12 protein-coding genes are annotated in these 13,331 nt (G+C 59.9%); 7 read left to right on the top strand and 5 right to left on the bottom strand.

Annotation, left to right across the window (positions count from 1 at the left end):
* The first annotated feature begins 8 nt into the window (after nt 1-8).
* Genes ACO77H_RS27810 through ACO77H_RS27780 form a run of 7 tightly spaced genes read left to right on the top strand, consistent with a single transcriptional unit; the run spans nt 9 to nt 8,189 of the window.
* Nucleotides 9-1,034 carry a glycosyltransferase gene (locus tag ACO77H_RS27810; RefSeq protein WP_432754807.1) on the top strand — a complete coding sequence of 342 codons (1,026 nt, stop codon included), beginning with the start codon at nt 9-11 and terminating at the stop codon, nt 1,032-1,034.
* Complete coding sequence (locus ACO77H_RS27805; protein WP_432754806.1) at nt 1,034-2,182, top strand: NAD(P)/FAD-dependent oxidoreductase; 1,149 nt, start codon at nt 1,034-1,036, stop codon at nt 2,180-2,182. The genes ACO77H_RS27810 and ACO77H_RS27805 overlap by 1 nt, the downstream gene beginning before the upstream one ends.
* On the top strand, nt 2,139-2,993 hold the full coding sequence (locus tag ACO77H_RS27800; RefSeq protein WP_346343162.1) for a pyridine nucleotide transhydrogenase: 855 nt from the start codon (nt 2,139-2,141) through the stop codon (nt 2,991-2,993). The genes ACO77H_RS27805 and ACO77H_RS27800 overlap by 44 nt, the downstream gene beginning before the upstream one ends.
* A complete protein-coding gene (locus ACO77H_RS27795; RefSeq protein ID WP_170042016.1) occupies nt 2,990-3,823 on the top strand; it encodes a sugar phosphate isomerase/epimerase family protein in 834 nt (277 codons plus the stop codon). The genes ACO77H_RS27800 and ACO77H_RS27795 overlap by 4 nt, the downstream gene beginning before the upstream one ends.
* Nucleotides 3,824-3,825: 2 nt before the next feature.
* Complete coding sequence (locus ACO77H_RS27790) at nt 3,826-4,182, top strand: SMR family transporter (protein WP_057440644.1); 357 nt, start codon at nt 3,826-3,828, stop codon at nt 4,180-4,182.
* An 11-nt stretch (nt 4,183-4,193) separates the two neighbouring features.
* On the top strand, nt 4,194-5,000 hold the full coding sequence (locus ACO77H_RS27785; protein WP_169954053.1) for a glycosyltransferase family 2 protein: 807 nt from the start codon (nt 4,194-4,196) through the stop codon (nt 4,998-5,000).
* 15 nt (nt 5,001-5,015) lie between these two features.
* Complete coding sequence (locus tag ACO77H_RS27780) at nt 5,016-8,189, top strand: hypothetical protein (protein WP_170057494.1); 3,174 nt, start codon at nt 5,016-5,018, stop codon at nt 8,187-8,189.
* Nucleotides 8,190-8,269: 80 nt separating this feature from the next.
* Here the strand turns inward: ACO77H_RS27780 and ACO77H_RS27775 are convergent, their stop codons facing one another.
* The 5 genes from ACO77H_RS27775 to ACO77H_RS27755 are packed head-to-tail and all read right to left on the bottom strand — an operon-like array spanning nt 8,270 to nt 13,322.
* Entirely contained in the window at nt 8,270-9,202 is a 933-nt protein-coding gene (locus tag ACO77H_RS27775) for a phosphatidate cytidylyltransferase (protein WP_170042018.1), read from the bottom strand.
* A 1-nt stretch (nt 9,203) separates the two neighbouring features.
* Nucleotides 9,204-9,824 (bottom strand): lysophospholipid acyltransferase family protein, encoded by a 621-nt coding sequence (locus ACO77H_RS27770; protein ID WP_170057495.1) that lies wholly within the window; start codon nt 9,822-9,824, stop codon nt 9,204-9,206.
* 9 nt (nt 9,825-9,833) lie between these two features.
* Nucleotides 9,834-10,277 (bottom strand): hypothetical protein, encoded by a 444-nt coding sequence (locus ACO77H_RS27765; RefSeq protein ID WP_170057496.1) that lies wholly within the window; start codon nt 10,275-10,277, stop codon nt 9,834-9,836.
* Nucleotides 10,267-11,565: a phosphatase PAP2/dual specificity phosphatase family protein gene (locus tag ACO77H_RS27760; protein ID WP_170057497.1), complete on the bottom strand. Its 1,299-nt coding sequence runs from the start codon at nt 11,563-11,565 to the stop codon at nt 10,267-10,269. The genes ACO77H_RS27765 and ACO77H_RS27760 overlap by 11 nt, the downstream gene beginning before the upstream one ends.
* 2 nt (nt 11,566-11,567) lie before the next feature.
* Nucleotides 11,568-13,322, bottom strand: a complete 1,755-nt coding sequence (locus ACO77H_RS27755; protein WP_432754805.1) for a bifunctional alpha/beta hydrolase/class I SAM-dependent methyltransferase — start codon at nt 13,320-13,322, stop codon at nt 11,568-11,570.
* Nucleotides 13,323-13,331: the final 9 nt, after the last annotated feature.

The raw sequence follows: 13,331 nt of genomic DNA, 5'->3' as shown, positions 1-13,331 counted from the left end.
AGTTGGTGATGGCTTATTTTCCCTGTTTTTTATCTGTCGTTTTTGTCGTTCGTAATCAGGGCGATAAAATAGAAAAAATACTGTCCGAAGCTGCCGAAGTCATTGCGAAAACAGTCAGCGACTATGAGCTGATCGTTGTTGATAACGCGTCCGATGATGACAGTGTCATGGTCTTGAAGGGCCTGACAAGTGAGAAGGGCCTGGCCAACTTGCAGGTCTATGCGCTGACCAAGGAAGTGGACACCGACACAGCGTCCTGGGTCGGCCTGGAAAACGCCTTGGGTGACTATGTCGCGGTCATCGATCCCCTGGTGGACGACATCAACTTCGTCCCCCAGATGCTTGATCAAGCCGTCAGCGGTGCCGATGTGGTCTTTGCCCACAACGAACAAAAGAGCACCCAGAGCCTGGCCTATCGTTGGGCCAACGCGGTGTTCCACAGCATGTACAACCGCTTCAACGGGGTTCATCTTGCCAAGGAAGCGCCTCAGTACCGCATTCTCAGCAAGCGCGTGATCAATTTCATCCTGCAACACCCCCAGCCTTCGATGACGTATCGGCATCTGCCGGCCACCGGTGGTTTTGCCCGGGCCTACCTCAAGTACAGCGCCGTGCCCCAGGCCTCCAGCCCCAAGCGGCTGGGCGACAGTATTGATCGTGGCGTGCGCTTGCTGGTTTCCACCACGCGCGCGCCTATGCGCCTGGTGACCTACCTTTCGCTGTTTGGCGCGGTTGCCAACCTGGTGTACTGCGCCTATGTGATCTCGGTGGGTATCTTCAAGGCTGATGTAGCGCCTGGCTGGATCAGTTTCTCGCTCCAGCAGTCGGGCATGTTTTTCCTGATCTCACTGGTGCTGCTGGTGCTGGGTGAATACATCCTCAACATGGCCAGCCTGTCGAATGAAGGGCCGCTTTACCATGTAGGCCAGGAGTTCACCAGCGCGCGCATGACCCGGCGCGAGAAGCTGAACATTGAAGAGGTAGCACCAGGTTCGGTCGCGCCCAAGGCTCAGCCCAGCGAACGAGTTTCCTGATGTCGAGCGCCCAAGCCAGCCAGCCTGAGCAGGATGCCGTCATCATCGGTGGGGGGTTTTACGGAGCAGCCATTGCGGTCTACCTGGCCAAGCAACGGGGCTTGAAACGGATCCTGTTGGTGGAGCGCGAGCCGGCACTGATGATGCGCGCCAGTTACAACAACCAGGCACGTGTGCATAACGGCTATCACTATCCGCGCAGCTTCACCACGGCCTATCGCAGCCGGGTCAACCTGCCCAAGTTTGTCCAGGACTGGCCGCAGGTGGTCAAGCAGGACTTTACCAAGCTGTACGCCATTGCCCGGCGCAACTCCAAGGTCACGGCCAAGCAGTTCGAGCGTTTTTGCCGGGACATCGGTGCGGACCTCAAACCCGCCGATCCAGCGCTGCGCGACTTGTTCGAACCACGTTTGATCGAAGAAGTATTCCTGGTCGAAGAGTATGCGTTCGACACCACTCGCCTGGCAGCCTGGGCGGCTCGCGAGCTGGCAGAAAGCGCTGTGCAGATCCGTTACCAGACACGGGTCACTTCAATTTCCAGGGGCGCCGAGGCGCCTTTGCAGGTGGTCACCCAAACCTCCCAGGGCGAGGAAGCACTGACGACTTGTCGCTACGTCTTCAACTGTACGTACAGTGGCCTCAATCAGTTTGCGGGTGATTTCGCGGGGGTCGGTACCGGCCTCAAGCAAGAGATCACGGAAATGGCCTTGATGCAGATGCCCGAATCCCTCGAGGGTTTGGGCGTCACGGTGATGGACGGCCCGTTCTTTTCACTGATGCCATTCCCGGCCCGTGGGCTGCATACCTTGTCCCATGTACGCTATACGCCGCACTTGCACTGGAACGATGAAAAAGGCCTCGACCCCTACGAAAAGCTACGGCTTTATGAGCGCGATACACGGGTCGATCGCATGGTCAGGGACGTCGGGCGGTATATCCCCGAAGTGCTCAAGGCCCAACACAAGGATTCGCTGTTCGAGGTCAAGACCATCCTGGTGAAGAACGAAGGGGATGATGGACGCCCGATTCTTTTCGAAAAGCACGCCGAGTTGCCAGGTTGCTTTTCCGTGCTGGGTGGCAAGATAGACAACATTTACGATGTGCTTGAAAAACTGGATACCGAGAGTTTTTCCCATCAAGGTCAATAAAACTTCAGGTTTGGAGCGGAAAAAGATGAATTCGCTTATTGGTTTCTCCGGGTTTGTCGGGGGCACGCTTCTTAAGCAGGCTTGCTTCGAGGACTTGTACCGGTCCACCAACATCGGTGAGATAGAAGGCAAATCCTTCGACCTCGTGGTCTGTGCCGGCGCCCCGGCGCAAAAATGGATTGCCAACCGCGAGCCTGAGGCGGACCGCCAGAAGATCGAAGCACTGATCGCCCATCTGAAAACCATCCAGTGCAAGACCTTCGTGCTGATCAGCACAGTGGATGTGTTCAAAAGCCCTATCGGCGTTGATGAAGACACCCCGGTCGATGAGTCCGGCCTGCATGCCTATGGCCTGCACCGTCGGCTGTTGGAAACCTTCGTTGAAAGTCATTTTCCGAATCACTTGATCGTTCGCCTGCCGGGGCTCGTCGGGCCTGGATTGCGTAAAAACGTGATTTTTGACTTCCTCAACGACAACAACCTGCAGGCGATCGATAGCCGGGGCGTGTTCCAGTTCTACCCGATGATCAACTTGTGGTACGACATCCAGACCGCACTCGAGGCGGGGCTCAAGCTGGTCCACCTGACTGCCCAGGCAGTGAGTGTCGCCGACATTTCGCAGAAGGGCTTCGGCAAGCCTTTCACCAATACCCTGGCCAATGCGGCTGCTACCTATGACATGCAGACCAAGCATGCGCAGCTGTTTGGCGGCACTGGGCGCTATCAGTACAGCGCTCGCGAAACCGTGCAGGCCGTACGGGCCTATGCGCAGTCGGAGCCGCTCAAGGCCGCATCGGGAGCACAGGCATGAGGCTGGCGATTTCCAATATCGCGTGGGAAACCACCGAGGACGAAGTCATCGCTGAACTGCTTGCGCGCTTTGCCGTGGATGCGATTGATATTGCACCGGGCAAATACTTCCCCGAGCCTGCCAAGGCCACGGACGCAGAGATTGCGCGGGTCAAGGACTGGTGGGCGCAACGTGGTATTGCATTGACCGGCATGCAGGCACTGTTGTTTGGCACGACGGGCCTGAATGTCTTCGGCTCCGTACAAAGCCAGGCGGCCTTGCTGCAACACCTGGCGGGCGTGTGCCGCATTGGCGCAGGCCTGGGTGCGACACGGATTGTATTTGGCTCGCCAAAGAACCGAGATCGCAGTGGTTTGACCGACCAGCAGGCGCAGGATGGCGCTGTGGCGTTCTTCCGGCAATTGGGCGATATCGCCCAGGCGAGCGGTGTGACAATCTGCCTGGAGCCCAACCCCACCTGCTACGGGGCGAACTTCATGACCAACAGTGCACAAACCGCAGTGGTGGTGCGGGCAATCGACCACCCGGCGATCCGCATGCAACTGGATACCGGGGCGCTTGCGATCAATGGTGAAGACCCATTCACCGTGCTTGAGGACTGTGCCGAGTTGATCGGGCATATCCACGCCAGTGAACCAGACTTGCTCCCGCTGGGTGACGGCGGTACTGACCATGAAAAAATGGCACGTGCCGTAGCCCACTACTTGCCCGGGCATGTGGTCACCATTGAGATGGTGGCGACCAAGACCGAAGCCCATGCGCAATCGATCGAGCGTGCGCTGCAGGTTGCCCGCCAGCATTACCGCGCCTGCGACGAGGTGACGGCATGAGCATCAAATGGATCATCTTGATCCTCGGTATCTTGTCGAACGCCTCCGCCAGCGTCCTGGTGAAGATGGCGATGATGCCCCCGCGCAAATTCCCTTCCTTGAGCGACCCGATGGCGGCACTCAGCAACTGGCCGTTCTGGGTCGGGCTGGTCCTGTATGGTGCTGCGTTCCTGCTTTATGCCGCAGCATTGGCCCGTTTGCCGCTGAACGTGGCACACCCGGTCCTGACGGCCGGGGCTATCGCGACGGTCGCCCTGTTTTCCCTGCTGTTTTTCCGTGAGTCCTTCCACTGGACCACGGGAGTCGGCATCGCCCTGGTTATTGCTGGCGTAGGGCTGATCACAGCTCGCGTCGTTTGATGGAAATTAAAATGACTTCTTCTGATATTGCTCCCGATGTACGTGCCGGCTGGCAGGTACCGTCCTATGACACGCCACTCTGGCTAGGTCGCCAGCACCCCTGGTGCGTGGTCATTCCGGTCATCAACGAAGGCGACCGGATCAAGAACCTGCTCGCCCGTATGGCGGCGTTCAACATCGCGGACATGGCCGACATCATCATCGTCGATGGTGGCAGTTCTGATGGCTCGCTCGAGTTGCAATCACTGCAACAGGTGGGTGTGCGCGGCCTGCTGGTCAAGACTGCCCCGGGCAAGTTGAGCGCGCAGTTGCGCTGCGCCTACGCCTTCGCCCTGGACCAGGGCTACGAAGGTATCGTGACCATCGATGGCAACGACAAGGATGACCCAGAGGCCATCCCGCGTTTTATCGAAGCGCTGCAGCAGGGTGTGGATTTTGTCCAGGCTTCGCGTTTTGTCCAGGGCGGTGTTGCCGAGAACACCCCCAAGTCCCGCGATTTTGCTATCCGTTTTATCCATGCGCCGATGCTGAGCCTATTTTCCGGCTTCAAGTGGACAGATACCACCCAGGGCTTTCGTGCCTACAGCCGCAAGATGCTGATTGATCCGAAGATGGCGATCTTCCGTGATGTGTTCGATACCTACGAGCTGCTTGCCTACCTGTCGTATCGCGCGCCGAAACTGGGCTATCGCTGCGTAGAGCTGGCGACCGTGCGCCGCTACCCCCAAGGTGAAGTACCTACCAAGATCAGTAGCGTAAAAGGCAATCTTTCGGTGCTGGCGGTATTGTTCCGAGCCTGTTTTGGCAAGTACAACTAAAGATCTGGTAGTGAAATGTTCAAGCATCTGGAAATGAATGAAAGGGTTTCTTCAGTGCTGGCGTGCGTGGTTATCACGGCGTTTGCACTGTTGTTATGTCTGGGTATCTCGACCGCACCCAAGTATGCCGACTTCATCGTGGGCTACATCAGTTGGACCGCAGATACCAAGTTTCAGGACCAGGTGGTTGCTCCAGTATTCATCGCCGTTCTTTTCTGTGCGTTGCTGTTTTTTACCTCCTTGATGGGGCGCCAGAAGAAACAATTCGGTAGCGACAGCGCACTGGTTTTATCCAACCAATGGTTGTGGTGGTCGCTCCCTGCGATTACCGCTATTGCATGCATGGTGCTTGGCACGGATTTCGAGCCGAAAGTCCTCTACTGCTCGGTGTTTGGTGTCTCGTTTATCGCTTTGGCAGCCACGGTTGGCGCGGTCAAAAAAATCAATGTGGACCCTCGGATATTCGGCCTGGGGGCGCTCGGTATCCTGTTGCTGGCGCTGGTACAGCTGGAGGTGGTGTTGGCGCTGGGCCGCGCGCCAGCTGCCTGGAGCGATGGGGTTGAGTTGTCCAGATACGCCAAGCCCACCTATGGGATAGCCATCGTCGGATGGATCCTGGGTATGGCATACATCGTGTGGAGCCCCAAGGGTTTTGCGCGAATTGCCCCATGGCTGTTGATGGCTGGTCAATTGGGTCTGTCGACCTTTTACCTGGCGCTGTATCCCGCTCGCATACAAGAGCCAGATGGCAGTATTTCCAAATACGAGACCACGGTCTGGTTGAAGATACTGGTTATCGGAATGCTGGTTTGGGGCGTGGTGGATGTACTGCGGCGTTTGCGTCGGTATACATCAACCAGCGACATTGCCACGCTGCTTTCGCCTATCGCGTTTTTCGGCTTGCTGGTGGGCTTGAAAATGGGCACGACCATTTTCCCCAACATCAGCGCCGACGATTATCACTTCGGTGAAAGCTTGTTGGGCTGGTGGTCCTATATGCAGGGGGCTATTCCCTATATTGATTACGTTCCTGCCCACGGCATCATCGGCGATGACCTGACCCAGTTCTTATCATTTGTGTTTTATGACGGTTCTGCCGGCAGCATTATTCATGTCGGTAATCTCAGCATCGCGCTGTTGTCTTTTGCCGCCTTCCTGTCGCTCTACTATTTTTCGCGCAGTATCGGGTTGGCGTTTGCCGCCATCTTCTTCCTGACGGCCAATATTATCTGGCTGTTTCTGATCCCGTTTCTCTGCCTGTGGTTGAGCCCGTCGTTGCGCCAGCGTCCCGAGCGCTGGCTGCTGGTCTGGATGATCACGGCGCCGCTGGTAGTCCTCGGAATCCCGCCACAAGGGCTGCTGCTTGCGGCAGCGTCTGGGGTGATGGCTGCTTATTACGCCTGGCACCTCTGGAAAGCTCCACGCCCCCGCAAGCTGAAGGGCATTCTGATTACAGGCGTAGTGCTACTGGTGTTGGCGGTGGTTACGCCCGCAGGGATCATGCTGTTGGGGGCTATCCGTTATGTCCTGGAAAATGGCCCTATCAACCAGGTTGCCTACGGCGTGCCATGGGCGTTGAGCTGGGAGGGCGCGCGCAAAGGCTTTGTGTTTGAAGCCTTGCGCATGTCCTGGATCGCTATTCCTCTGGCGTGCCTGATCTTGGTACATCGCTGGTTCCAGACACCCGAGCGTCGTCTCGACACCTTGCTGCCATTGCTGGTGGTGTTCCTCTTTGCGCTGTTGTTGATCCCTTATTCGATGGGACGCGTCGACCCAGGTGGTATGTCTCGTCCGGGGTTGGCGGCGAGTTTCGGCTGGGCGATCCTGTTGCCTGTCGCGTGTTGGGGCATGCTCAGTGCGCGCAATAAAGTGGTCATGGTTGTCCTGGCTGCGAGCATGAGCGCATCCCTGGGGTTCTCGCCGGTATCGATCAATAACCTGGTCAAATCCACTACGGCTGTTATCAGCACTCAAGGGTTGGGAATCAGTGATGGCGCCGCGGCAGGCCTGCCGAATATCGGCCGCTCCTTTGTACAGCCTTTTCACTGGGACAGGCTGACCCGTTTGTCGCGAGTATTGGCGGACAATGTTCCGGCTGGCGAAACCTATCTGGACCTGACTTCCCGCAACGCCCAGTACTTCTACCTGGGTTATCGGCCCCTGCTGCCGGTCACTGCGGCGTACAACATGGTGTCGCCATCCCAGCAGTTGCGGGCTATCGAGACCCTCAAACAAGACCTGCCGACCATCGCCTTGCTGGAAGGGATGAACATCATCCACGACGGCGGCGGCCTGGCGCTGCGTAATCCGTACCTGTATCGGTTCGTTGTCGATCACTACGACCCGGTCTATGTGGATGGCTTCATTCTCGGGCGTAAAAAGGGCAGCGCCTCGGCGCCAGTCACCAGTATCGAAATACCCCTGATGGACTTCACCGATGCGAACTGGAGCCACGGCATCAATCGCACTGTCGCAGCGCTCTATGTGTCCGATCCGGGTATGTTGGCGGCGTTGAAGGTGGGTGATCAGATTCAGGTCAACCAGAGCGAGATTCGCCGGATTCGCGAGATACGTGCCGCGGGTCAAAGCATATGGCTGGAGGGCCCGGCGTTGCAGGTTTCCGACGCTGACCCGATCAGCCACCCACGCTTGATCGAACCTCGCCCCGAAGCGATAGCCGAGTACCAGGCAGCCTTGCTGCAGCGCGCTTTTGCATCACCGGACCTGAAGAAAATCCCGGTTGCCTGGGGCCGTTCCCAAGTCTCCCTGAACAACAAGATGGCACTGATCAACAGTCTGGATGACGTAAAGCCGAGCCTCAATCAATTGGTGGCACAAGAAAGCAGCTACCGAGTGGATGGCGGTGATCCGTCGATGAGTTTCGATCTTGCGGCGTTGAATCTGTCTGGTCACGACGCTGGCCTGCTCAAGTTCGAGTTCCGCTGCTCCGGCCGCGCCGCCGAGCCGCGTATGCAGGTGTTCTGGTGGGGGGATGGGCAGCAGGGGCCGTTCGAGGCCTCCAGCGTTCGTTTCAATGCAGAGGACGGGACGTTGATCGTGCCACTGGATGCGTCACCGCGCTGGTTGACGTTGCAGCATGTGAAGGGCATCCGGATTGATCTGGACAATGCCGGCGCTTGCAGCAGTTTCAAGGTCGATAACCTGGGGCTCTACCAGCGACAGCACTGATGTAAGGTGCTCGCAACCCACAAGACCCGATGTCTCTGGCGGACATCGGGTCTTGTCGTTTCAGTCCTGTGGGGTGCTGCTCAGGTCCACCAATACCGCACCAGATGAAAGAAAATCGGCGCCGCAAAACACACTGAATCCAACCGATCCAGCATCCCGCCGTGACCTTCGATCATATGTCCCCAATCCTTCACGCCTCGGTCGCGCTTGATCGCCGACATCACAATCCCGCCGGCAAAGCCCAGCAGGTTGATCAGCAGTGCAATCAGGAAGGACTGCCAGGGGTTGAACGGGGTGGTCCACCACAGCGCTGCGCCGATCAGGGAGGACAGCAGGATCCCGCCGACAAAGCCTTCGACGGTTTTCGACGGTGACAGGTTGGGCGCGATCTTGTGTTTGCCGAACAGTTTGCCGCACACGTACTGCAATACATCCGAGAGCTGCACCACGATCACCAGGTAGGCGATCAGCAGCAGGTTGCGGCCCTCGTAGCCGACGATATCGAGGGTCAGCAGCGCAGGCACGAAGGACACGCAGAACACCGCGATCATCAGCCCCCATTGCACTTTCGATGCGCGCTCCAGGAAGTGCGTGCTGTCGCCGCCCAGCGACGCCAGGATGGGCAGCAGCAGGAACACGTAGACCGGGATAAAGATCGAGAACAGGCCGTACCAGTCAAAGTAGATCAGCAGGTATTGCAGGGGCAGCGCCAGGTAGAACGCGGCGACCAGTGCCGGGTAGTCGCTGCGGCGGGTGGGCGTGAGGGTGAGGAATTCGCGCAGGGCGTAGAACGATACGGCGTAGAACAGCAGGATCACCGCGCCGGTGCCGAGCCAGAAAGCGATGCCGATCACCACCACCATCACCCACCAGGCATTGATGCGGGCGTTGAGGTTGTCGATCACCGCGTTGGCTGTGCCACGGGTGCGCAGCTTGAGGATCAGGCCGATCAGCGAGGCGAGCACCAGGATCATGCCGATGCCGCCGAACAACATCAGGGTTTGGCTATCCATGTCAGGAATGCTCCGGGGCGAGGGCGAGCAGGGCGTCGCGGCTGCGGGCGAGAAACAGGGCCTTGTCTTCACCGTCCTGCAATTGCAGCGGTGCGCCGAAGCTGGTGGTGCACAGCAGCGGCAGCGGTAGCACCCGGCCCTTGGGCATCACACGGTTGAGGTTGGCGATCCACACCGGGATCAATTGCGCCTGTGGATAACTTTTTGCCAGGTGATACAGGCCGCTCTTGAAGGGCAACAGGCCATCTTCGAGGTTGCGTGTGCCTTCAGGGAAAATGATCAGCGAATCGCCCTGTTCCAGGGCCTCGAGCATCGGTTGCAAGGGGTTATCCACAGGGTCTTTGCGCTCGCGGTCGATCAGCACGCCGTTGAACACCCGGTTGATGATGTAGCGGCGCAAGGCGCTCTTGTTCCAGTAGTCGGTGCCGGCCACCGGGCGTGTGGCTTTGCGCAGGGTCTGCGGCAACGACGCCCACAGCAGCACGAAGTCGCCGTGGCTGCTGTGGTTGGCAAAATAGATGCGCTGCACCGGTTCCGGGGCGCAGCCCAGCCACAGGCTGCGGGCACCGGTCACTGTGCGGGCCATGGAGGTAATCAGGGTCGCGACCACGGGTTCGAACATGAGGATTCCTTATCCGGCGAAGGGCAGCCACGGGCTGGCCAGGATGACGGCCAATGTCAGTAACACTTGCGCGCCCAGCAGGTAGGCCTGTTTGCGCAGCAATTTGAGGGCACCACGCCGACGTTCGGTCCAGGGGCGGCTGGGGCGATTGGCAGGTTGCAGGCCCAGGGCTTGCAGGGTCTGGTCCAGTTCGCCGGTACGTTCTATGTCCTTGGCCATCAGCGCAAACAGGTCGGCGTCGAAGGCCACCCGCAGCGCCCAGTACTTTTGCAGCAGCCCGAGGATAATCATCCACAGACTGAGCAGCAGGCAGATCGGCGTGATACTGACCATCAACAATTGCGCCAGGCCAAACAGCACCCCGAGCAAGGTCAGGCCTGTGGATAACTGATCCAGCGAACGGCCGCGGCGCAGCAGGCTGGCGACTACCTGAAGGTGCATGTCAGCGGGCATAAGGCAGTGCTCCCAAGGCTTGACGGTGATTGGCGTGCAGGACCACATCCGGTCGTGCTGTACGAATAATAGCCAGTGCCTCGTCTACCGTGCTCGCCCGCCCGCTGTGCAGCAGCCATGCCGCCACGGCGCTGGCACTGCGCGAGTAGCCGAGGGCGCAGCACACCAACAACGGCCCGTGTTCGCGCAAGCGCTCAATGGCTTGGGCCGCCTCCAGGCACTGTGCCGGTGTGGGGGCAGTCAGGTCGAGGACGGGCAGGGCATGGTAAGCGCGGCCTTGTGGATAAACAGGCAACTCGGCACACAGATCGACCACCGCATTGAATGAACTCAGCTGTGCTGGCGTCGGAATTCGCCCCAACCACACGTTATCCACAACCCGGTCAGGCTGTGGATGCTTGCGCGTCCACAGCCGCGAGTTGAGCCACGCCGCCGCGAGATAAGGCGCATACAGCCAGCGTGCTGCCGGGCTGAGGCGGCCATCGGCGCGTTTCTGAAAGCCTGCGGCGCCCAGCAGCCAGTAGTTGAGCGCCACCAGCAACACCGCGACGGCAGGCCACAGCAGCCATAACCAGGCGCCGCCCCCGGTAAAGGCCGCTATCGCCAGCACCAGGGCGCCCACGGCGTAACGCACACCCAGGCGCCAGCGTTTCGGGTCTTTGGCCAGGCGCGCATGCAACAGCGGGCTTGGATGATCCACCGGCCAGAGCCACACGCACAGCCAGCCGGCCAGGGCGCCTGTGGGTAAGTCGATAAAGTGATGTTGGTACGTGGTCAGCACCGAAACACCAATCAAAGCGAACCAGCCATGCACCAGCCAGCGCCACAGGCCTTGGCTATGCCGCTGGTACATGACCCACAGGATCACCAGCAAAGCGATATGCAGCGACGGCGCCTGGTTGAACGGTTTGTCGAACCCCGCCAGCACCGCGAACAGCCAGCCGAACACGCCGTCCATTTCCGGGCGCTCAAAGGTGAACCGCAACGGCCAGAGCAGGAAGCAGCTCACGGCAATCACCTGGGCACTGAGCAGGCGCAGGGCATGTTGCTTGAGCTCATGGCGACTGTTGGGCAGCAACAGGGAGAAGCCGTAGAGCAGGTCGATCGACCAGTAGGGCACGATGGTCCAGGCCCAGAACGGCATATGGGTTTCCCAGCCGAACACCAGGGTGCCGACATCGCTGCGCTGGCTGGTGACCCAGGTGGCAAAGCCGTAGGTGCTGAAAAACAGCGGCGCCAGAAGCAGCAGCCACAGCAACGCTGGTTTGAAGAGGCCCGGTTCGCGCATGGTCAGATCTTCTGCGCCAGCGACACGCTGAAGATGCCCCATTCATCCACACGCTGGGTGATCTTGCGAAAGCCTGCCGCTGCCACCAGTTGATCCATCTCTGCCTGGCTGCGACGGCGCATCACCCAGGCCTGGCCCTGGCGATGGCTGGTCAGGGCACGGGCGATCAGTTCCAGTTGCGGGTGCCACGGTTGGCCGGTGTACACCAGGTAGCCCCCGGGCTCCACGGCTTCGGCCAGGCCGGCGAGGGAGCCGCCGACCATGGCGTTATCGGCAAACAGCTCATACAGCCCGGACACCACCGCCAGTGTCGGCTTGGGCGCCAGCGCTGCGAGGTCGGCCCGGTCGAAGGCATCGCCTTTGACGAACTGCGCAATATCCCCCAGGCCTTTCTCGCGAATCAGCGCGCCACCGTCGCGCACGTTGATATCGCTGTAGTCGCGCAACAGGATCGATTCGGGCAGTGGAGAAACGCCCTGCAAGGCTTCCAGAATGTACCGACCGTGCCCAGCGGCGATGTCGACGATGCGCACCTCGCGCCCGTCGTCGCGCAGCTTGGCCATGGCCAGGCGCAGCAACTCTTCAACGTGCAGTTTGCGCTGGCGGATCCCGCGCCAGCCGATGGAGTTCAGGTAGTTGGTGTCGATCATCCGCCCCAGCGCGCCTTTGCCGGTGGGGGTGTTGCGGTACACGTAGTCCAGGGTGCTGCCCGAGTCGAAACCGGTGTCGAAGCCCAGCTTCACCCCCTCGGACAACTTGCGGCCCAGGCCCATGCTGGCGCGGGTCATGCGCCAGTACAGGTCACGCAGGGAGTTGCGCGGCAGCGGCGCGGCGAGGGATTCGGATTCGGCGCAGGTCGCGCCGATCTTGTCGGCGTCCAGCAGGCTGGCGCGGTCCAGCGGGTGGGCAAAGTTTTGCAGGATAAAACGCCTGGCGCTGGCCAGTGCCACGGCGCGGTCCCGTTCGCCGAGGGTGTCGTGGAAAAAGCCGGGCAGGATGTGCAGTTCCTTTTTCAGGCTGCCAAGGCGCTCGAAGAACTGTTGCTGGGGTTTGCGATGCACCACGAAGTCCGAGCCGGAGATCAACAGCTGGGTCGGCACCTGGATCGCCTGGGCATCGGCGACCACACGGTCGGCCGCTTCGTACAGGCCCAGCAGCACATTCACCGAGATCGCCTTGGTGATCAGTGGGTCAGTGTCGTAGGACGCAACGCGCTCTGGGTCATGGCTGAGGAACTTGGCCTTGACGTAGCTGTTGACGAAAAAGTTGCCGCGAAAGCGCCGCATCAACCCCAGGCCCGGGCGGGCGAAGGGCACGTAGAGCTTGACCTTGAACGCCGGGGAGGCGAGCACCAGGGCGCGGATGTTCGGCGCGTAGTCGTGGACCCAGGTGGCGGCAATCACCGCGCCGACGCTCTGGGCGATGACCGCGAGGTTTTCTGCCTCGATGCCATAGGTGGCGCCGATATGGTCGCAGAACGTCTGCACATCCCGCGCGCTGGTGGCAAAGCTCGGGCTGTCGCCACGCTCGCCGGGGGACTGGCCGTGGCCACGGGCGTCCCAGGCGAAGAAATCGAAGTGCGGCAGGTCCAGTTCATCCACCAGGTGCGCAATGCGCCCCGAATGCTCGTGGCCTCGATGGAACAGCAGGATCGCCTGGCGTGGCTCGGGCCCGGCGGCGCTGGTCGCGGGCCAATGCCGATAAAAAAGCGCTACGCCGTCGTGGGTGCTGAAGGTGTGCTGTTGCTGTTCGCGCATCGCAAGATC

Source organism: Pseudomonas sp. WMBT8, from assembly GCF_050916005.1.
Classification (GTDB): Bacteria; Pseudomonadota; Gammaproteobacteria; order Pseudomonadales; family Pseudomonadaceae; genus Aquipseudomonas.
Note: the sequence above shows the minus strand (reverse complement) of the source record. Positions and strands in the feature narration are given on the sequence as shown.